The organism is Limnohabitans sp. (genome assembly GCF_017848645.1).
Taxonomy (GTDB): domain Bacteria; phylum Pseudomonadota; class Gammaproteobacteria; order Burkholderiales; family Burkholderiaceae_C; genus Limnohabitans_A.
In genome coordinates this window covers 1-17,123 of the sequence record NZ_JAFEIF010000052.1, presented here as the reverse complement: position 1 = coordinate 17,123, position 17,123 = coordinate 1, and the positions used below count along the sequence as shown (strand labels likewise).

The following is a 17,123-nucleotide window of genomic DNA, read 5'->3' as shown; positions in this document are numbered from 1 at the left end:
ACAAAACGGGCCGAAGCCCGTTTTGTCCGTTCATCGCACTCAGGCGAGTTTGCCGTGGCATTGCTTGAACTTCTTGCCACTGCCGCAGGGGCAGGGCTCGTTGCGGCCCACCTGGCCATAAGCTTGCTGCAAGCCGGCCAAGTCGGCCGCCACAGTTTGCGGCTGACCGGTTTCATCCGGGGCACTGTAGGTCACGTTGCTGATCTGCTCGGCCCGCTCTTCGATGGCTTGCGCCGCTTGCTGCATCTGGTCACCCGAATCGATGCGCACCATCATCAAGGTCTTGGTGACCTCGTTTTTGACGGCGTCCAGCAACTGGCCAAACAACTCAAAGGCTTCGCGCTTGTATTCCTGCTTAGGCTGCTTTTGTGCGTAGCCGCGCAGGTGAATGCCTTGGCGCAGGTAGTCCAGCGCGCTCAGGTGTTCGCGCCAGTGGGTGTCAATGCTTTGCAACAAGATCATGCGTTCAAAGGACACGAAACTCTCGGCCCCCACCTGATCGAGCTTGGCCTGGAATTGCGCATGGGCTGCTGTGACCACCAGCTCCAGCAGGTCTTCATCCGAAATGGCACTCGATGCCTGCACCTTGCCTTGCAAGTCCAGGCTCATGCCCCACTCTTCGGCCAGCACTTTTTCCAGACCCGGCAGGTCCCACTGCTCTTCCACCGATTCGGCGGGCACATACTGGCGCACCAGATCGGTGAAGCAGCCTTCGCGCAGCGCCGTGATCTGGGCGTGCATGTCCTGCGCGTCCAGAATGTCGTTGCGCTGCTGGTAAATCACCTTGCGCTGGTCATTGGACACGTCGTCGTATTCCAGCAGCTGCTTGCGGATGTCGAAGTTGCGGGCCTCGACCTTGCGCTGGGCACTTTCGATGCTGCGCGTGACAATGCCCGCCTCAATCGCTTCGCCCTCGGGCATCTTCAAACGGTCCATGATGGAGCGCACGCGGTCGCCCGCAAAAATGCGCATCAAAGGATCGTCCAGGCTCAAATAAAAGCGTGAAGAGCCGGGGTCACCCTGGCGGCCCGAGCGGCCACGCAGCTGGTTGTCAATGCGGCGCGACTCGTGGCGCTCGGTGGCGATGATGCGCAAACCGCCCAAGGCCTTGACCTGCTCGTGCACCACTTTCCATTGCTCGCGCAACTGGGCCACTTTGTCCTGGCGGGCAGCTTCGCTCAGACTCTCATCGGCTTCGATGGCCTGCACATCTTTTTCGATGTTGCCGCCCAGCACGATGTCGGTGCCGCGACCGGCCATGTTGGTGGCGATGGTGATCATGCCGGGTCGACCGGCCTGGGCCACGATGTCCGCCTCGCGGGCGTGCTGCTTGGCGTTGAGCACCTGGTGTGGCAGCTTTTGCTGGGTCAGCAGCTGGGCGATCAGCTCCGAGTTTTCAATCGAGGTGGTGCCCACCAGCACCGGCTGACCACGCTCGTGGCATTCGCGGATGTCGGCGATGGCTGCGTTGTAGCGCTCCTGCGAGGTCTTGTACACGCGGTCGAGCTGGTCGTCGCGTTGGCTCTTGCGGTGCGGCGGAATGACCACGGTCTCCAGGCCGTAGATTTCCTGGAACTCATAAGCCTCGGTGTCGGCCGTGCCGGTCATGCCGCCGATCTTGTTGTAGAGGCGGAAATAGTTCTGGAAGGTGATGGAGGCCAGGGTCTGGTTTTCGGCCTGGATCTGCACGCCTTCTTTGGCTTCCACAGCTTGGTGCAAACCATCGCTCCAGCGGCGACCCGTCATCAGGCGACCGGTGAATTCGTCCACGATGATGATCTCGCCGTCCTGCACCACATAGTGCTGGTCGCGGTGGTACAGGTGCTGCGCACGCAAAGCGGCATTCAGGTGGTGCATCAGCGTGATGTTGGCCGGGTCGTACAGGCTGGTGCCCTCCGGGATCAGGCCCATTTGCGAGAGCACGGCTTCGGCCTTTTCATGGCCGTCTTCGGTCAGGAAGACCTGGTGCGATTTTTCATCCACCGTGAAGTCACCCGGGGTGATGATGCCTTCGCCAGTGCGCGGATCCGCCTCGCCTTCCTGGCGGGTGAGCAGCGGCACGACCTGGTTCATGGCCAGGTAAGTGGCCGTGTGGTCTTCGGCCTGGCCGCTGATGATCAAAGGCGTGCGGGCCTCGTCGATCAGGATCGAGTCCACCTCGTCGACGATGGCGTAGTTCAGGGGGCGCTGCACACGGTCATGGGCTTCATAGACCATGTTGTCGCGCAGGTAGTCAAAACCGTATTCGTTGTTCGTGCCGTAGGTGATGTCGGCGTTGTAGGCAGCCTGCTTTTCTTCGCGTGGCAGTTGCGGCAAGTTGATGCCGACAGTCAGCCCCAGGAAGTTGTAGAGCTTGCCCATCCAGGTGGCATCGCGGCTGGCCAGGTAGTCGTTAACCGTGACCACATGCACGCCCTTGCCTGCGATGGCGTTGAGGTAAGCAGGCAGCGTGGAGGTCAGGGTTTTGCCCTCGCCCGTGCGCATCTCGGCGATCTTGCCGTTGTGCAGCGCAATGCCACCGGCGAGCTGCACGTCAAAGTGGCGCATCTTCATGACCCGCTTGGAGCCTTCGCGCACCACGGCAAAAGCCTCAGGCAGCAAGGCGTCCAGACTCTCACCTGCGGCAGCGCGGTCGCGGAAGCTCTGGGTTTTGGCCCTCAGCTCATCGTCGCTCAGGCTTTCGAGTCCGGCTTCCAGGGCGTTGATGCGCTCGACGGTTTTGCGGTAAGTTTTGAGCAGGCGGTCGTTGCGACTGCCGAAAATCTTGGTGAGGAATGGGATGGCCATGTCTATTAGATCCACCTTCAGCGCTGGGGCTGAAAAACAGACCGTCTATCCTGTCTGGTAAAAAGTTTCATGAAATCCGGGTTGGCGGGGCCTCGGCCCCATCAACCCGACAGGCCGCCCAAGGGCGAACTGCATAACCGGATGATTTTAGCCGCTTGACCAGGCCACCTCGAAAGCCTTTTCAAGGCGCAGGACCGAAGCCCTAGGCCTTGCCAGATAATCTGCTTCAAATACACGCCATGCAAAGACGCCACCAAGCCATCCCCCTGCAACAAGCCGCCCAGGAGTCCCCCACCTTCGCGCTGCTGATGGGGCGTGTGCGTGAGTCGTCTGATCGCCTGCAAGCCATTCGAAGCTTGCTGCCTGCCCCTTTGCGGGCTGGCATTCAAGCGGGGCCCATTGAAGACGGCGCTTGGTGTTTGCTGGTGAGTTCCAATGCCGTGGCCGCCAAACTGCGGCAGTTGCTGCCGGCTCTACAAGCCCACCTCAACAGCAAAGGCCTGGGCGTGGCCACGATCCGCATCAAGGTGCAAAACCGCTGAAGCGCCCGGCCTTTTCATCTGCATTTTTTGGGCACAAAAAAGCCCTGACTTTTTGGGTCAGGGCTGGTATTTTGGTGCCGCTTGTCGGATTCGAACTGACGACCTACCGCTTACAAGGCGGGTGCTCTACCAACTGAGCTAAAGCGGCACGGGCTGAATTCTAACGTGCTCCGGGGCTGACTTTGCACAGGCCCCACATTTTTTTTATTTGATCCGCTTGAGTGCGGGTCTGCCAGGGCTGCTCGGGCTGGGTGTGACTGGCTTGTCATCGCTGTCCGCACTGGCCAGCGCCGGGCCATCGACCGAGGACAGAGCGGCAGGAGTCGCCTCTTCGTCACTCACTGGAAAAGCCATGCCTTGTCCGTTTTCTCGGGCGTAAATGGCCATGACCCGGTGGATGGGGACCATGATTTCACGTGGCTTGCCACCAAAGCGGGCCTTGAACTCGATGAAGTCATTGCCCAGCTTCAATGAACTGGTGGCGTCCATGCTGACGTTCAGCACGATCTCGCCACCTTGCACGTACTCGCGCGGCACCTGCACCGAGTTGTCCACCTTCACCGCCACATAGGGGGTGAAGCCGTTTTCGGAACACCAGTCGTACAAGGCGCGAATCAGGTAAGGCCTGGTTGATGGCAGTTCGGTGTTGCTGATCATGCGTGGTCCTCCATCGCCATTATTCTGCCGAATCGCCCGGCTTTATTTGCGCATGACTTTCTCGGACGGCGTCAGCGCCTCGATGTAGGCAGGACGCGAGAAAATGCGCTCGGCGTACTTGAGCAATGGCGCAGCATTTTTGCTCAATTCAATGCCGTAGTAGTCCAGACGCCACAGCAATGGGGCAATGGCCACGTCCAGCATGGAGAAGTTGTCGCCCAACATGAACTTGTTTTTCAGGAACACCGGGGCCAATTGCGTCAAGCGGTCACGGATGTGAGCGCGGGCTTTTTCGAGCGCCTTGTCGTTGCCTTTGAGGGCACGGTTTTCCAGCGTCAGCACGTGTGTGAACAGCTCTTTTTCGAAGTTGAGCAGGAACAAACGCACGCGGGCACGGTCGACCGGGTCACCGGGCATCAATTGAGGGTGCGGAAAGCGCTCGTCAATGTACTCGTTGATGATGTTTGACTCATACAGGATCAGGTCGCGCTCGACCAAAATCGGCACCTGACCGTAAGGGTTCATCACGTTGATGTCTTCTTGCTTGTTGTACAAGTCCACATCGCGGATCTCGAAGTCCATGCCTTTTTCGAACAGCACAAAGCGGCAGCGGTGTGAAAAAGGGCAAGTCGTTCCGGAATAAAGCACCATCATGGCGGAGGCTCCTCAAAAAATCAAAAAGAGTGGGAGGCCGCAAGGGCCTGCCACTCCAAAGAACCTGGCCATGGGGCCAGGTGAAAGATCAATTACTTGACGTCTTTCCAATACGCGGCATTCAGACGCCAGGCAATGAAGGTGAAGAAGGACAAGAAAATCAGGACCCACACACCAATGCGCACACGGGTGTTTTGGGCGGGCTCGGCCATCCACTGCATGTAACCCACCAGATCGCCGATGGCTTGGTCGTATTGCAGGGGTGTCATCGTGCCAGGCTTGACCTGATTCCAACCCTTGAAGATCTGAACTTTGTGACCGTGTTCGTCTTTTTCTTCAAAGATCGGCTCACGCTCACCTTGCAACTCCCACAGTGGATGGGGCATGCCCACGTTCGGGTAAGCCAGGTTGTTCCAGCCCGTGGGCTTGGTGCTGTCCCGGTAGTAGGTGCGCATGTAGGTGTAGAGGTAATCCGCACCGGTGCCGCCTGGGCCCGAACGCGAACGCGCCATCAAGGTTAGATCGGGTGGGTTCTTGCCGAACCACTCTTTGGCCTGCACCGGATCGATCGCGGCCTTCATGGTGTCGCCCACACGCTCGGTGGCGAACATCAGGTTGTCCTTGATTTGCTGATCAGTCAAACCGATGTCTTTCAGGCGGTTGTAACGCATGAAAGCGGCCGAGTGGCAATTGAGGCAGTAATTGACGAACAACTTGGCACCGTTTTGCAGAGCCGCCAAATCGTTGGTCTTATGGGGTGCTTTGTCCCAGGCAATGCCGCCGCCTGCAGCGTGGGCACCGGACACCAGGCCCAGCGCCATCACAAAGCCCAATGCGAGTTTCTTGAGGTTTTTCATGTTCTTGAATCTCCGTGATCTCAGTGAGGCGTGAAGGTCACGCGGTCAGGCACTTGTTTGAAGGTGCCCAGCTTGCTCCACCAAGGCATCAGCAGGAAGAAGCCGAAATAGAACAGGGTACCCACTTGGGACACGCGCTCACCGATGGGCGAGGGCGGCTTGACGCCCAGGTAACCCAGGATCAGGAAGTTGATCACAAACACAGCGTAAACATATTTGTGCCAATCAGGACGGTAGCGGATCGACTTGACAGGGCTGTAATCGAGCCATGGCAAGAAGAACAGAATGATCACCGCAGCGCCCATGACCACCACGCCCCAGAACTTGGCATCAATGGTCAAGAGCAACGCGCAGATCACGACCGTTGCACCCACCAAGCCGGCTTTGAGCACGCTGGGCAGTTTGCCTTTGGCCACGGCCAGGAAGGCACCCACCACCACGCACAACACCAGCACATACATCATCTCGGTGGTGATGGCACGCAGCATGGAGTAGAACGGGGTGAAGTACCACACAGGTGCAATGTGCAGCGGCGTGGTCAGCGGGTCAGCGGGAATGAAGTTGTTGTATTCGAGGAAATAGCCACCAAACTCGGGGGCAAAGAACACCACCGCGCTGAAAGCCATCAAGAACACGCTCACAGAAAAGATGTCGTGAACGGTGTAGTACGGATGGAAAGGGATGCCGTCCAAAGGATTGCCTTTGGCGTCTTTGGGGGCGTTGGCCGCCTTGATTTCCACGCCGTCGGGGTTGTTGGAGCCGACTTCGTGCAGCGCAATGATGTGCGCCACCACCAGGCCCAGCAGCACCAAAGGCACAGCAATGACGTGGAAGCTGAAGAAGCGGTTCAAGGTGGCATCGCCCACCACAAAGTCGCCACGGATGAGCAAAGCCAGGTCAGGACCGATGACGGGAACGGCCGAGAACAGGTTCACGATCACCTGGGCGCCCCAATAGGACATCTGGCCCCAAGGCAGCAGGTAACCCATGAAGGCTTCGGCCATGAGCACCAGGAAAATGGCGCAACCAAAAATCCAGACCAATTCACGTGGCTTGCGGTACGAGCCGTACATCAAACCCCGGAACATATGCAGGTACACCACCACGAAGAAGGCCGATGCGCCTGTGGAGTGCATGTAACGGATCAACCAGCCCCATGGCACATCGCGCATGATGTACTCGACAGACGCAAACGCCAGCGCGGCATCGGGTTTGTAGTGCATGACCAGGAAAATGCCGGTCACGATCTGGATGACCAGCACCAACAAGGACAGGGCACCGAAAACGTACCAAATGTTCAGGTTTTTCGAAGCGTAGTACTCGGACAGATGCTCCTTGTACAGCTTGGATGCCGGAAAACGGTTGTCCACCCAATTGAGCAGCTTTTCGCCAGCGGGGGCGTTCGGAGAGATTTCTTTGAATTCAGCCATGTTGTTCTCCATCAGGCCTTCTTGTCTTCACCAATGAGCAGCTTGGTGTCAGACAGGTACATGTGAGGTGGCACTTCGAGGTTGTCGGGCGCGGGCTTGTTCTTGAACACGCGACCGGCCAGGTCGAAGGTGGAGCCATGGCAGGCGCACAAAAAGCCGCCATTCCAATCATCCGGCAATGAAGGCTGAGGGCCAGCGGCGAACTTGTCGGCTGGCGAGCAACCCAAGTGGGTACAAATGCCGACAGCCACCATGATTTCTGGCTTGATCGAGCGGTGGCTGTTCTTGGCGTATTCGGGGGTGGGATACGCGGTGCGGTCAGAGGCCGGATCGGCCAACTGAGCTTCGGTTTTTTTCAGGGATTCAAGTTGCTCGGGCGAGCGCTTCATGATCCACACGGGTTTGCCACGCCATTCGACCGTGAGCTTTTCGCCCGGGTTCAAGGCGGAAATGTCCACCTCGACGGCCGCACCGGCCGCTTTGGCTCGTTCGGAGGGTTGGAAGCTGCTGACGAAGGGGGTGGCCACAAAGCCAGCGCCTACGGCACCTGCGCAAGTGGAGGCAATCAGCCAGGTCCGCTTGCTGCTGTCGACTGGGGTGTCACTCATGGGAATCCTCTAGCGAGTCGTTATCAGGGTCAACCCGCAATTGTAGCGGAGTGAAACAAACAACCGACTTACAAGCGCATAAGCTTGCTGCTGGCTGGGGCACAATAGCCAGCACCTTGTTCTTTTTGGAGATTTAAGATGTCATTTGTTCAAGAATTCAAATCTTTCGCCCTGAAGGGCAACGTCATGGACCTGGCTGTGGGCGTGATCATCGGGGCGGCCTTTGGCAAGATCGTCGACTCCTTGGTGGCTGACATGATCATGCCTTTGGTGAGCCTGGTGTTTGGCGGTCTTGATTTTGCCAATTACTACCTGCCGCTGGCCGGTCAGGCGGCCAGCTTGCCCTTGGCAGAGGCCAAAAAACTGGGAGCCGTTTTTGCTTACGGCAGCTTCGTCACGGTGGCCTTGAACTTCTTCATTTTGGCTTTGGTGATTTTTGTGATGGTGCGCCAGATCAACCGCCTCAAAACCAATGAACAAGCTGAAGCCGCACCAGAAGCTGCGCCCATCACCCCTGAAGACGTGCTGCTGCTGCGTGAAATCCGCGACAGCCTGAAAAACAAGACCTGACCCCCAAAGGGCTCAGGCCTCGCCCTTGACCACGCCCGCCACCAACTGACGCGCCATGCGAATGGCCTGGACCAGGCTGCCGGCGTCGGCCACGCCTTGACCGGCCACATCCATGGCCGTGCCGTGGTCGGGGCTGGTCCTGATCAGGGGCAGGCCCAAGGTCACGTTCACACCCTGCTCCACGCCCAGGTACTTGACGGGAATCAAACCTTGGTCATGGTACATGGCCACCACCACATCGAACTCACGCTGCCCGCCCGGTTTTTGACGGGCCCGCATGAAGACCGTGTCGGGCGCATAGGGGCCGTGCACATCCAGTCCCTCTTGGCGGGCCTGCAACAAGGCCGGCTGCAGCACCTCGATTTCTTCGCGTCCAAACAAGCCGCCCTCGCCCGCGTGTGGGTTGACACCCGCCACTGCGATGCGTGGCCTGCGGCCCAACAAAGCGGCCAAAGCCGCGTGGGTGATGCGCAGGGTCTCCAAAACCCGGTCCACGGTGATGGCGTCGAGCGCCTCTCGCAAGGACACATGGATGCTGACCAGCACCGTGCGCAGCTCCTCGTTGGCCAGCATCATGCGCACCGGCATTTGCGCGAGCGTCACTCCTGCATGCCGGGCCGCCTCGGCTTGCAGCAACTCGGTGTGGCCCGGGTATTGGTCGTAGGGTGCGCCCGCCGCATGCAAGGCCTCTTTGTGCAAGGGCGCGGTGACGAGCGCAGCCACCTCGCCCCGCAAGGCGGCACGCGTGGCCCAGAGCACAGCCTCGCCCGCCAATTGCCCAGCCCGGCCATCGATTTGGCCCCAAGGCAACTCGGGCGCCTCCGGCACCACCTGCAGCACAGGCAAACACCTTGGGGGCACCTGAAGGGCTTGCTCAGCCGTTTCGATTTCGCACACCGGGTAGCGCACTGAAGGCTGCACCAAGGCCATGGCGCGGCGCATCAGGCCCACATCGCCCGCCACAAAGCAGCCACGGGTCAAATCAGGCGCGGTACACCAGGCCCAGGCGATGATTTCAGGGCCAATGCCGCAGGGGTCACCGGGGGTGATGGCGATGGGGCGGGTCAGTTCAGGCAGGTTCATGGGGCAAAAGGTCGGCATCAGGCCGGGTTGTCGATCTCGATGAAACGGTGCGCAATGCCCAGCGCCTGCGCCACATGCGCCCCCAAAGCGGGTGCGCCGTAGCGCTCGGTCGCATGGTGGCCACAGGCCAAAAAGGCCACGCCGGTTTCACGCGCCAGATGGGCCTGCGGCTCGGAAATTTCACCCGTGATGAACGCGTCCACACCTTGGGCAATGGCCGACTCAAAGTAACTTTGGGCGCCGCCCGTGCACCAGGCCACCCGCTGAACCGGCCGGTCGCTGCCACCGACGCAGGTCACTGGGCGTCCCAACACGGCGGCCACATGCTCGGCCAGAGCTTGGGGCTGCGCCCAAACCTGTTGGCCCGCACCGACAAAACCCAGGTCCTGCTCGCCAAAGCGGCCATCGGCCTGCAAGCCCAACACACGGGCCAGCTGGGCGTTGTTGCCCAGCTCGGGGTGGGCGTCCAGCGGCAAGTGGTAGGCGAACAGGTGAATGCCCTGCGCCAGGAGCAAGCGCAGCCGCTCACGCATCCAGCCCGTGACGCGCCCATCCTGGCCGCGCCAGAACAGGCCGTGGTGCACCACGATGGCGTCGGCTTGGGCCTCAATGGCCGCTTCGATCAGGGCGCGGCTGGCGGTCACGCCGCTGACCAGCAGTCGCACGGGGCGGTCGCCTTCGACTTGCAAGCCATTGGGGCCATAGTCGCGGAATTTGTCGGGTTGGAGCAAGGCATCAAAAGCCTGTCCCAGGGTTTTGGCATCGGTCATGGGTGAGCGCGGGTATTGGCGTGGGTATTGGTGCTGGTGTTCGATTGTGGCTCAGGTGGGCACCAGCCACAGCCTTGCATCGGTGTTGCTGGATGCCCACGGCTCAGGTGCACAGGGACCGAATCAAGGACAATCGGAAACCATGAAACGTTATTGGCTTTTATTCTCGCAGTGGGTGACCGTTTTGGTGGCCATCTGGTTTGTGGTGGCCACCCTGCAGCCGGGGTGGCTGCGCGGTGCCCAGCGCTCGGTGGAAGGCATGACCCTGCTGCAAGCGCCCCCCGCCGTCAGCGGAAGCCGCCCTGTCGGCAGCCTGAGCGCTCCGGCACAAAAAGCCTCACCTGCCGTGGTGAGCATCAACACGCGCCAAGGCAAAAGTCAAAACCCGCATGGCCAGGACCCCTGGTTCCGGTTTTTCTATGGCGAGCAGGAAGAGCAAAACCCGGGCGGCTTGGGCAGTGGCGTGATCGTCAGCCCCGAAGGCCACATCCTGACCAACCACCACGTCATCGAAGATGCCGACAACATCGAGGTGGTGCTCAGCGATGGCCGCAAAACCCTGGCCAAAGTGATCGGCACCGACCCGGACACCGACCTGGCCTTGCTGCAGGTGCCTTTGAACAACTTGCCCGCGATCGTGCTGGGCCAACTGCAAGACCTGCAAGTTGGCGACGTGGTGCTGGCCATTGGCAACCCCTTTGGCGTGGGCCAGACCGTGACCTCGGGCATCGTCAGCGCTCTGGGCCGCAGCCAATTGGGCATCAACACCTTTGAGAACTTCATCCAGACCGACGCCGCCATCAACCCTGGCAACTCCGGCGGGGCGCTGGTCGATGTGAACGGACACCTGATGGGCATCAACACCGCCATCTACTCCCGCTCGGGCGGCAGCATGGGCATTGGTTTTGCCATCCCGATCTCGACCGCCAAACAGGTCATGCAGGATTTGCTGCAAAACGGCAAGGTGGTCCGAGGCTGGATCGGGGTGGAGCCGCAAGATCTGACCCCGGAACTGGCCGAAAGCTTCCAGCTGCCCCCCTTGAAATCCGATCAAAGCCGTCAGGGCGTGGTCATTGCTGGCGTGCTGCAAAACGGCCCGGCGGCCAAAGCCGGAGTGCGCCCGGGCGATGTGATCTTGCAAGTGGCCAAACAACCTGTGGGCAGCGTGTCCGACCTGCTCAACCAGGTTGCCAGCCTCAAGCCTGGCGAGCCTGCCGAATTGCTGATCTGGCGACAACAAGCCTCACTGTCCCTGCGGCTGACCCCAGCGGAGAGGCCCTCACCCAAAAGGCAGGCGCCTTGAAACCACCCAGGTTGGTGGTGCCTCATGGAAAAAGGGCCTTGCGGCCCTTTTTTCATGCATCACTCAAACCCGACGTGCAGCTCGCAATCAGGCGGCATCTGCTGGCGCATCAGGCGCTTGTGTGTGCTTGATGAAGATTTGCGCGGCCCAGATGCCCAACTCATAAAGCAGGCACATGGGAATGGCCAGCGCCAATTGGGACACCACATCGGGCGGGGTGACCACGGCGGCGATCACAAAGGCCAGCACCACAAAGTAACCCCGAAAATCCTTGAGCTTTTGAATGCTGACCACACCCATGCGGGCCAGCACGACCACGGCCACGGGCACCTCAAACGCCAGACCAAAGGCCAGGAACATGGACAGCACGAAGCTCAGGTAAGCCTCAATGTCTGGCGCGGCGGTGATGCTTTTGGGCGCAAAGCTCTGGATGAAGCTGAACACCTGACCGAACACAAAGAAATAACAAAAGGCCACGCCCACAAAAAACAACAGCGTGCTCGACACCACCAAGGGCATGACCAGCTTTTTCTCATGGCTGTACAAGCCTGGGGCCACGAAGGCCCAGACCTGGTAGAGCACCACGGGCAAAGCGATCAAAAAAGCACTCATCAACAAAATCTTGAGGGGCACCATGAAAGGCGAGATGACCGACGTGGCGATCAGGGTCGCGCCTTTGGGCAAATGCACCACCAAGGGGGCGGCCAAAATGTCATACAGCTCGCCGGGGCCCGGGTAGATGGCCAAAGCCGCCGCCGCCAAAGCCACAGCCGCCACGGCCCAGATCAGGCGGTCGCGCAACTCGATCAGGTGCGCCACAAAAGGTTGCTCGGAACCTTTGAGTTCGTCGTCGGGCTGAGAAGGGGTATCAGACATGAGGGGGTCGGTTGGACGGTGCGCACAGGGGGTGCGCCATCGTCACACAGAATTGAGGGGCTTGGGCCGGTAACGGGCCACGCGTGCGGCCCCCGAAAGCGCTTTGGTGCGCACCCCGGAGCGGGCTTTGTACCACTGGGGTACTGCGCCACGCTTGAGACGCCAATTTTTGTCAGGGCGAACGTAATACGGTGGTGGTGGCTCGATGGCGGGCAAATCGCTGTTCAGCCCGGCGGTGGTCTCGGCCCAGTCCTTTTCAAAATCAGAGGCCGTGGTCTGGACGGTCTGCTCGACATCGCGAGCCGCCGTCTCCATGGTCTCTTTCATCTTCTTGAGCTCTTCCAGGTCCATGGACCGGTTGACCTCGGCCTTGACGTCCGACACGTAGCGCTGCGCCTTGCCCAGCAAAGTGCCCAGCGTTCGGGCCACTTTGGGCAGTTTTTCGGGGCCGATGACGATCAACGCCACCACCCCAATGAGCGCCATTTTCGAAAAGCTTAAATCCAGCACAGTGCGGCGTTCAATCGTTCAAAAGTGCAAGCGTTCAAGACTTGGTCTTGGCTTCGACGTCGATGGTGGTCTTTTCGGCTTGGGCCGTGGTCGAAGACGTGACCTGACCGGCCACAGGGGCTGCCGCCTCGTCCTTGGTGCCGCCCTCTTTCATGCCGTCCTTGAAGCCCTTGACAGCGCCGCCCAGGTCAGAGCCCATGTTTTTGAGCTTTTTGGTGCCGAACACCATGACCACAATCAGCAGCACGATCAGCCAGTGCCAAATGGAAAAAGTACCCATGAATATCTCCTAATGATCTAAGGATTCTAAGGGGATCGACACCCGGTATCGGATCGGCCCTGAGGAAGGAAGGATTTGGGGGGCAAAAGCGCCGTTTCAACCCCGCAACCAAGGGCGCGGGCCGCCCATGACGTGCATGTGCAGGTGGTGCACCTCCTGTCCACCCTCGCTGCCGTTGTTGACCACGATGCGGAAACCGCCATCCGGGTAAGGGTTGCAACCCTCCTGAGCGGCCAGCTTGGGGGCCAGGGTCATCATGTGGCCCATCAAAGCGGCATGCTCAGGGGCCAGATGCATCATCGAGGGGATGTGCAGCTTGGGAATGATCAGGAAATGGATGGGCGCCCAAGGGTTGATGTCGTGGAAAGCATAGACATGCTCGTCTTCGTACACCTTGCGGGACGGGATTTTGCCTGCGATGATTTTGCAAAAAATACAGTGGTCGTCGGTCATGGCTTGATCGGTTTCAAAGTCAAAAATGTCAGTCGGTCACAGGACGTTGCCCGTTCAGGCGCACCATGCCGAGCACGATCCGGTACAAAAACCAGATGGAAATGGCCACCCAGGCCAGCCAGCCGGGGAAAACCAAGAGCCACAAAGGCGCAGTGACCAGGTACAGCAAAGCCGCCCAGATCACGGTGCGGATGCGGTAACTGAAGTGCGTGGCCTCCCAGCCGCCGGTATCGCCCTTTTTAACCAGGTCGATGATCAGCGCCACCACCAACAAGGCCGGCCCCATCTGCGCCCCCGGAATCACGGCGCTGACGGCCACGATCAGGTGCAGGATATAACTGACCCAGCTGATGGTGTGGGCGCTGTCGTCGACGGGTGGTGTGTTCATGGGCGCAGCTTACTCCCCCAAGCGCTCGCGCTCTTGCACTTTGCGCAAGGCTTTTTCTTCCAGGCCGCTCAGGCCTTCGCGGCGAGCCAGCTCGTTGACCACGTCGGCGGGCGTCAAGCCGTAGTGCGCCAGCGCGATCATGCTGTGGAACCACAAATCGGCCACCTCGCCCACCAGCTTGGTTTTGTCCCCGCCATGGTCCACATCTTTGGCGGCCATCACGGTTTCGGTGGCTTCTTCGCCGATTTTCTTCAAAAAGGCGTCCGGCCCCTTGTGCAGCAGGCGGGCCACATAGCTCTTCTCGGGGTCGCCGCCGTTGGCGGGCTTGCGGCTTTCGACCACGGCCGCGAGGCGGTCAAGGATGTCCTGATTGGTCATGGCATTCACTTGTAAATGGTTTCGGGGTCTTTCAGGACCGGATCGGCCGCCTGCCACTCATCGGCTTGCAGGCTCTGGAAAAAGCAGCTGTGGCGGCCCGTGTGGCAGGCAATGCCGGGCTCGTGCCCCAGCTGCGTGACTTTGAGCAGCACCACATCGTTGTCGCAATCGATGCGGATGTCGTGTACCGTCTGCACATGGCCGGACTCCTCGCCCTTGAACCACAGTTTGTTGCGGGAGCGGCTGAAATACACCGCCCTTTTCAGCTCGGCCGTCTTTTGCAGCGCCTCGCGGTTCATCCAGGCGAACATCAACACGTCGCCGGAGCCTTGTTCCTGGGCAATGACCGGCACCAGGCCTTTGTCATCCCATTTGATTTTGTCGAGCCAATTCATAGGGGGGTGATCTTAATCCGTACGCACTGGCCTATCGGCCAACGCCCTTAAAACTCAGTAATGCAGCCGCAATTGGGCGATTTGCAGCTGATCACCCTCAACGCGGTAGACCATGCGGTGCTCTTCGTTGATGCGGCGCGACCAAAAACCAGAAAGCGCATGCTTCAAGGGCTCCGGCTTGCCCACACCTGCAAAAGGATCACGCGCCGTAGCCTCGATCAGCTTGTTGATGCGGTCCACCATTTTGCGGTCCTGCTTTTGCCAATAGAGGTAATCCTCCCAAGCCAGCTCGGCAAAAACGAGCTTCACTTGAGTAACTCGCGTTCAACGCCCTGCCCCGCATGGAGTTGCCCCACCGCCACCAGCAAACGCCGTGCATTGGCAGGCGTACGCAGGAGATAGGCCGTCTCTTCAAGCGCTTTGTAATCTTCAAGCGAAAGCATCACCACCGATTGATCCCCATTGCGGGTGATGATCAGGGGCTCGTGGTCCTCGCACACACGGTTCATCACACCCGCCAGATTGGCGCGAGCGGTGCTGTAAGTCATGGCATCCATGGTGGCGCTCCTGTACGTTTATTGGTACAACTATATCAGCTCATGCCCCCTCTTGTCGGCGGAGCTGAAGAAGCGTTTTCGCTTGAATTCAGGCTGCAATAAACATTCACAGCTTGCAAAATACAAGCTCATCAAGGAAAACCCCATGGCTGTTGCAATGAAACTGTCTGACGAATTGGTCGAAGCCGCCAAACCCTATGCTGCAGCGGAGCACCGCTCTGTGCCACAGCAAATCGAGTACTGGGCCGGCATAGGCAAAGCCGTGATCGACAACCCGGACATGCCTTTGCGCCTGATCCAAGACACCATGCTCTCGCGCGAAGAAGTCAAAGCCGGACAGGCTGCGCCTTATGAGTTTGGCTGATGCTGCAAGTCAGCGCATCGCCATCGTTCAACCGGGTGGCCAAAAAGCTGCATGCCCGCGACAAAAAACACTGGATGAAGCCATCAAGGCCATTCTTCAAAATCCGCAGCTGGGCGAGGAAAAGAAAGGTGACCACACGGGTGTGTTCGTCTACAAGTTCAAACTGAACGGCCAAGAAACTCTGCTGGCCTATGAACTGCAACCGCACAAAACAGCCCCCATCGAAGCGATGCTGCTGGCGGTCGGGCCGCATGAAAATTTCTACGTGGCTTTAAAGCGTTGATGAGCGCCAGCAACTTACGGCTCTGTCGACTTGGCCAAAAGCTTACGCGCACAAAAACACAAACTGCCCTAAAAAACATGCACAACTAACCGAACAGGTTTCAGCCATGTTGATCCGCCGTTGGCACTCCGGTTAAACGACCCCTTAGGCTGCATTCGCCCGTTCATACCTGACCTCGTCACTACCGTAAGGACCGACGCACGCCCATCCGTTCTTGTCGTAAAACTCTCTGGCCTTGGTGGTTGTGCCCGTCGAGAGCCAGAGCCTGTCGATGGGTTGCTTGCGAAACCACTCGATCATTGCGGCATGCAACCGGGTTCCATGGCCTCGGCCTTGTGCATCTGGCCTGACGAACAGCGCCCAGACATTGCCCGTCTTGGCGATGCCTACGGCGAATGCCTCAATCCTACCAGCTTCTTCGATGACCCACCCGCAGCCTGTGTCTTCAATCGACTCTCTGACCTCTTCATCTGAGATGCGGCCGGGCGTCAGGGTGTTCTCGGTCACCGAGTAGCGCACCTCCCAAATGCCGGGGATGTCGGCAGCGGTGGCTTGGCGCAAATGAGGTCCAGACATTTAGCCTAAAGCCCCAGTTAAATGGCAGCGACGTGCGCTGCACGTTGCCGTCCGACTGAACGCAGCGTTAGGCAACAGCCAGGTACGCCAAAGGTTGAAGGACTCATGACTGGGTGAGTCGTCGGTTGTAAGCGAAGAAGATTTCATCGCGTTCCCAGCTCAGTGACTCGTAAAGAGACTGCGCAGCCTGGTTGGTGCAAGCGGTGGTGAGGTCCATACGTGTCTTGCCTTCGGCAGCTGCTTTGTTCTCGGCAGCAAGCAGGAGCAATCGGCCAACACCGGCCTTTCGGTCGACGGGCGAAACAAAAAGGTCGTAAAGCAAATAAATCGGTTTCGCCTCAACAGAGCAAAAGGAAGGATAAAGCTGGCAGAAGCCAAGCATGCCCGATGAAGCGGACTCCGCTAACAGGATGACCGACTCACAATTGTTCAGACGATCGGCGATGAACTGTTGCGCCAATGGCAAGTCGGGGGGCTGCTCATAGAACTGGCGATACAAATCAAACATCTCCGCAACGGCTTGGATGTCTGTGGTGCGTGCTTCTCTAATGGCGATGCTCATGGTTGATTTACTCGGCGTTGCCATGTATTCGAAAAATATTCTCCGCATCCGATTCCACAATCTCACGCAGCGTGAGACGGGATGTCTGCAGGGTTGGAAAATCGACCATAAGCCTTTAGTGGTTTAACTTGGGGCAAACCGGACTGTTTGACGACAATTACCTTGGCCGGTTGACGACAACTATGTTGGCCGGTTAGAGGCCTGTTCCGGGCGGGTCCGGGAGGCGGGGCTACCGTTGAG

24 protein-coding genes and 1 tRNA gene are annotated in these 17,123 nt (G+C 59.2%); 5 read left to right on the top strand and 20 right to left on the bottom strand.

The window, feature by feature from the left end; translation table 11 throughout:
• Positions 1-39 precede the first annotated feature (39 nt).
• The gene (secA, locus tag QZ190_RS12180; protein ID WP_291916668.1) at positions 40-2,787 is read right to left on the bottom strand and encodes a preprotein translocase subunit SecA; all 2,748 of its coding nucleotides are present in this window, start codon (positions 2,785-2,787) and stop codon (positions 40-42) included.
• 239 nt (positions 2,788-3,026) lie between these two features.
• On the opposite strand from secA, the gene QZ190_RS12175 reads away from it, so the two are divergent.
• Positions 3,027-3,329 (top strand): DciA family protein, encoded by a 303-nt coding sequence (locus tag QZ190_RS12175; protein ID WP_291916665.1) that lies wholly within the window; start codon positions 3,027-3,029, stop codon positions 3,327-3,329.
• A gap of 72 nt (positions 3,330-3,401) precedes the next feature.
• Here the strand turns inward: QZ190_RS12175 and QZ190_RS12170 are convergent.
• The 6 genes from QZ190_RS12170 to petA form a co-directional block, all read right to left on the bottom strand.
• A tRNA-Thr gene (locus QZ190_RS12170) sits at positions 3,402-3,477 on the bottom strand.
• 56 nt (positions 3,478-3,533) lie between these two features.
• Positions 3,534-3,986, bottom strand: a complete 453-nt coding sequence (locus tag QZ190_RS12165; RefSeq protein ID WP_291916663.1) for a ClpXP protease specificity-enhancing factor — start codon at positions 3,984-3,986, stop codon at positions 3,534-3,536.
• Positions 3,987-4,028: 42 nt separating this feature from the next.
• Entirely contained in the window at positions 4,029-4,640 is a 612-nt protein-coding gene (locus tag QZ190_RS12160) for a glutathione S-transferase N-terminal domain-containing protein (RefSeq protein WP_291916661.1), read from the bottom strand.
• Positions 4,641-4,732: 92 nt separating this feature from the next.
• Positions 4,733-5,497, bottom strand: coding sequence for a cytochrome c1 (locus QZ190_RS12155; protein WP_291916659.1), 765 nt, complete (start codon positions 5,495-5,497; stop codon positions 4,733-4,735).
• Between the two features lie 20 nt (positions 5,498-5,517).
• Complete coding sequence (locus tag QZ190_RS12150) at positions 5,518-6,927, bottom strand: cytochrome bc complex cytochrome b subunit (protein ID WP_291916657.1); 1,410 nt, start codon at positions 6,925-6,927, stop codon at positions 5,518-5,520.
• A gap of 11 nt (positions 6,928-6,938) precedes the next feature.
• Complete coding sequence (gene petA / locus QZ190_RS12145; protein ID WP_291916655.1) at positions 6,939-7,535, bottom strand: ubiquinol-cytochrome c reductase iron-sulfur subunit; 597 nt, start codon at positions 7,533-7,535, stop codon at positions 6,939-6,941.
• Positions 7,536-7,673: 138 nt separating this feature from the next.
• Between petA and mscL the strand changes: the two genes are divergently transcribed.
• Positions 7,674-8,105, top strand: a complete 432-nt coding sequence (mscL, locus tag QZ190_RS12140) for a large conductance mechanosensitive channel protein MscL (RefSeq protein WP_291916653.1) — start codon at positions 7,674-7,676, stop codon at positions 8,103-8,105.
• 12 nt (positions 8,106-8,117) lie between these two features.
• Here the strand turns inward: mscL and pdxA are convergent, their stop codons facing one another.
• Positions 8,118-9,188, bottom strand: a complete 1,071-nt coding sequence (gene pdxA / locus QZ190_RS12135) for a 4-hydroxythreonine-4-phosphate dehydrogenase PdxA (protein WP_291916650.1) — start codon at positions 9,186-9,188, stop codon at positions 8,118-8,120.
• Positions 9,189-9,205: 17 nt separating this feature from the next.
• Positions 9,206-9,958 carry a Nif3-like dinuclear metal center hexameric protein gene (locus QZ190_RS12130; protein WP_291916648.1) on the bottom strand — a complete coding sequence of 251 codons (753 nt, stop codon included), beginning with the start codon at positions 9,956-9,958 and terminating at the stop codon, positions 9,206-9,208.
• 142 nt (positions 9,959-10,100) lie between these two features.
• Between QZ190_RS12130 and QZ190_RS12125 the strand changes: the two genes are divergently transcribed.
• On the top strand, positions 10,101-11,261 hold the full coding sequence (locus QZ190_RS12125) for a trypsin-like peptidase domain-containing protein (RefSeq protein ID WP_291916647.1): 1,161 nt from the start codon (positions 10,101-10,103) through the stop codon (positions 11,259-11,261).
• A gap of 87 nt (positions 11,262-11,348) precedes the next feature.
• On the opposite strand, the gene tatC is transcribed toward QZ190_RS12125, so the two are convergent.
• The 9 genes from tatC to QZ190_RS12080 all read right to left on the bottom strand — a co-directional run bounded on the left by tatC (position 11,349) and on the right by QZ190_RS12080 (position 15,098).
• Complete coding sequence (tatC, locus tag QZ190_RS12120) at positions 11,349-12,137, bottom strand: twin-arginine translocase subunit TatC (protein ID WP_291916645.1); 789 nt, start codon at positions 12,135-12,137, stop codon at positions 11,349-11,351.
• A gap of 42 nt (positions 12,138-12,179) precedes the next feature.
• Positions 12,180-12,647 carry a Sec-independent protein translocase protein TatB gene (gene tatB / locus QZ190_RS12115; protein ID WP_291916643.1) on the bottom strand — a complete coding sequence of 156 codons (468 nt, stop codon included), beginning with the start codon at positions 12,645-12,647 and terminating at the stop codon, positions 12,180-12,182.
• A gap of 34 nt (positions 12,648-12,681) precedes the next feature.
• Positions 12,682-12,927, bottom strand: coding sequence for a Sec-independent protein translocase subunit TatA (gene tatA, locus QZ190_RS12110; RefSeq protein WP_108364016.1), 246 nt, complete (start codon positions 12,925-12,927; stop codon positions 12,682-12,684).
• A gap of 96 nt (positions 12,928-13,023) precedes the next feature.
• Positions 13,024-13,380, bottom strand: coding sequence for a histidine triad nucleotide-binding protein (locus QZ190_RS12105; RefSeq protein WP_291916639.1), 357 nt, complete (start codon positions 13,378-13,380; stop codon positions 13,024-13,026).
• Positions 13,381-13,408: 28 nt separating this feature from the next.
• Positions 13,409-13,768: a hypothetical protein gene (locus tag QZ190_RS12100; RefSeq protein ID WP_291916637.1), complete on the bottom strand. Its 360-nt coding sequence runs from the start codon at positions 13,766-13,768 to the stop codon at positions 13,409-13,411.
• Positions 13,769-13,777: 9 nt separating this feature from the next.
• The gene (locus QZ190_RS12095) at positions 13,778-14,146 is read right to left on the bottom strand and encodes a phosphoribosyl-ATP diphosphatase (protein ID WP_090141666.1); all 369 of its coding nucleotides are present in this window, start codon (positions 14,144-14,146) and stop codon (positions 13,778-13,780) included.
• A gap of 5 nt (positions 14,147-14,151) precedes the next feature.
• Positions 14,152-14,541: a phosphoribosyl-AMP cyclohydrolase gene (gene hisI, locus QZ190_RS12090; RefSeq protein ID WP_053171708.1), complete on the bottom strand. Its 390-nt coding sequence runs from the start codon at positions 14,539-14,541 to the stop codon at positions 14,152-14,154.
• A 54-nt stretch (positions 14,542-14,595) separates the two neighbouring features.
• A complete protein-coding gene (locus QZ190_RS12085; RefSeq protein WP_090141667.1) occupies positions 14,596-14,850 on the bottom strand; it encodes a Txe/YoeB family addiction module toxin in 255 nt (84 codons plus the stop codon).
• Positions 14,847-15,098, bottom strand: coding sequence for a type II toxin-antitoxin system Phd/YefM family antitoxin (locus tag QZ190_RS12080; RefSeq protein WP_291916630.1), 252 nt, complete (start codon positions 15,096-15,098; stop codon positions 14,847-14,849). Before QZ190_RS12080 ends, QZ190_RS12085 begins: the two co-directional genes overlap by 4 nt.
• A gap of 145 nt (positions 15,099-15,243) precedes the next feature.
• On the opposite strand from QZ190_RS12080, the gene QZ190_RS12075 reads away from it, so the two are divergent.
• Both QZ190_RS12075 and QZ190_RS12070 read left to right on the top strand, forming a co-directional pair.
• Complete coding sequence (locus tag QZ190_RS12075) at positions 15,244-15,462, top strand: hypothetical protein (protein ID WP_291916627.1); 219 nt, start codon at positions 15,244-15,246, stop codon at positions 15,460-15,462.
• Entirely contained in the window at positions 15,449-15,745 is a 297-nt protein-coding gene (locus tag QZ190_RS12070; RefSeq protein ID WP_291916625.1) for a type II toxin-antitoxin system RelE/ParE family toxin, read from the top strand. Before QZ190_RS12075 ends, QZ190_RS12070 begins: the two co-directional genes overlap by 14 nt.
• Positions 15,746-15,889: 144 nt before the next feature.
• Here QZ190_RS12070 and QZ190_RS12065 read toward each other — a convergent pair whose 3' ends face one another.
• The gene (locus QZ190_RS12065) at positions 15,890-16,306 is read right to left on the bottom strand and encodes a GNAT family N-acetyltransferase (RefSeq protein ID WP_291916623.1); all 417 of its coding nucleotides are present in this window, start codon (positions 16,304-16,306) and stop codon (positions 15,890-15,892) included.
• Positions 16,307-16,424: 118 nt separating this feature from the next.
• The gene (locus tag QZ190_RS12060; protein WP_291916621.1) at positions 16,425-16,883 is read right to left on the bottom strand and encodes an N-acetyltransferase; all 459 of its coding nucleotides are present in this window, start codon (positions 16,881-16,883) and stop codon (positions 16,425-16,427) included.
• Positions 16,884-17,123: the final 240 nt, after the last annotated feature.

Bases quoted from the DNA above. Each gene is read 5' to 3' on its own strand.
- petA (WP_291916655.1), bottom strand. From the start codon at position 7,535: ATGAGTGACACCCCAGTCGACAGCAGCAAGCGGACCTGGCTGATTGCC.
- QZ190_RS12155 (WP_291916659.1), bottom strand. From the start codon at position 5,497: ATGAAAAACCTCAAGAAACTCGCATTGGGCTTTGTGATGGCGCTGGGC.
- mscL (WP_291916653.1), top strand. From the start codon at position 7,674: ATGTCATTTGTTCAAGAATTCAAATCTTTCGCCCTGAAGGGCAACGTC.
- QZ190_RS12165 (WP_291916663.1), bottom strand. From the start codon at position 3,986: ATGATCAGCAACACCGAACTGCCATCAACCAGGCCTTACCTGATTCGC.
- QZ190_RS12075 (WP_291916627.1), top strand. From the start codon at position 15,244: ATGGCTGTTGCAATGAAACTGTCTGACGAATTGGTCGAAGCCGCCAAA.
- QZ190_RS12060 (WP_291916621.1), bottom strand. From the start codon at position 16,883: ATGAGCATCGCCATTAGAGAAGCACGCACCACAGACATCCAAGCCGTT.
- hisI (WP_053171708.1), bottom strand. From the start codon at position 14,541: ATGAATTGGCTCGACAAAATCAAATGGGATGACAAAGGCCTGGTGCCG.
- QZ190_RS12080 (WP_291916630.1), bottom strand. From the start codon at position 15,098: ATGGATGCCATGACTTACAGCACCGCTCGCGCCAATCTGGCGGGTGTG.
- secA (WP_291916668.1), bottom strand. From the start codon at position 2,787: ATGGCCATCCCATTCCTCACCAAGATTTTCGGCAGTCGCAACGACCGC.
- QZ190_RS12130 (WP_291916648.1), bottom strand. From the start codon at position 9,958: ATGACCGATGCCAAAACCCTGGGACAGGCTTTTGATGCCTTGCTCCAA.
- tatA (WP_108364016.1), bottom strand. From the start codon at position 12,927: ATGGGTACTTTTTCCATTTGGCACTGGCTGATCGTGCTGCTGATTGTG.
- pdxA (WP_291916650.1), bottom strand. From the start codon at position 9,188: ATGAACCTGCCTGAACTGACCCGCCCCATCGCCATCACCCCCGGTGAC.
- QZ190_RS12125 (WP_291916647.1), top strand. From the start codon at position 10,101: ATGAAACGTTATTGGCTTTTATTCTCGCAGTGGGTGACCGTTTTGGTG.
- QZ190_RS12160 (WP_291916661.1), bottom strand. From the start codon at position 4,640: ATGATGGTGCTTTATTCCGGAACGACTTGCCCTTTTTCACACCGCTGC.
- QZ190_RS12105 (WP_291916639.1), bottom strand. From the start codon at position 13,380: ATGACCGACGACCACTGTATTTTTTGCAAAATCATCGCAGGCAAAATC.
- QZ190_RS12070 (WP_291916625.1), top strand. From the start codon at position 15,449: ATGAGTTTGGCTGATGCTGCAAGTCAGCGCATCGCCATCGTTCAACCG.
- tatC (WP_291916645.1), bottom strand. From the start codon at position 12,137: ATGTCTGATACCCCTTCTCAGCCCGACGACGAACTCAAAGGTTCCGAG.
- QZ190_RS12100 (WP_291916637.1), bottom strand. From the start codon at position 13,768: ATGAACACACCACCCGTCGACGACAGCGCCCACACCATCAGCTGGGTC.
- QZ190_RS12150 (WP_291916657.1), bottom strand. From the start codon at position 6,927: ATGGCTGAATTCAAAGAAATCTCTCCGAACGCCCCCGCTGGCGAAAAG.
- QZ190_RS12175 (WP_291916665.1), top strand. From the start codon at position 3,027: ATGCAAAGACGCCACCAAGCCATCCCCCTGCAACAAGCCGCCCAGGAG.
- QZ190_RS12095 (WP_090141666.1), bottom strand. From the start codon at position 14,146: ATGACCAATCAGGACATCCTTGACCGCCTCGCGGCCGTGGTCGAAAGC.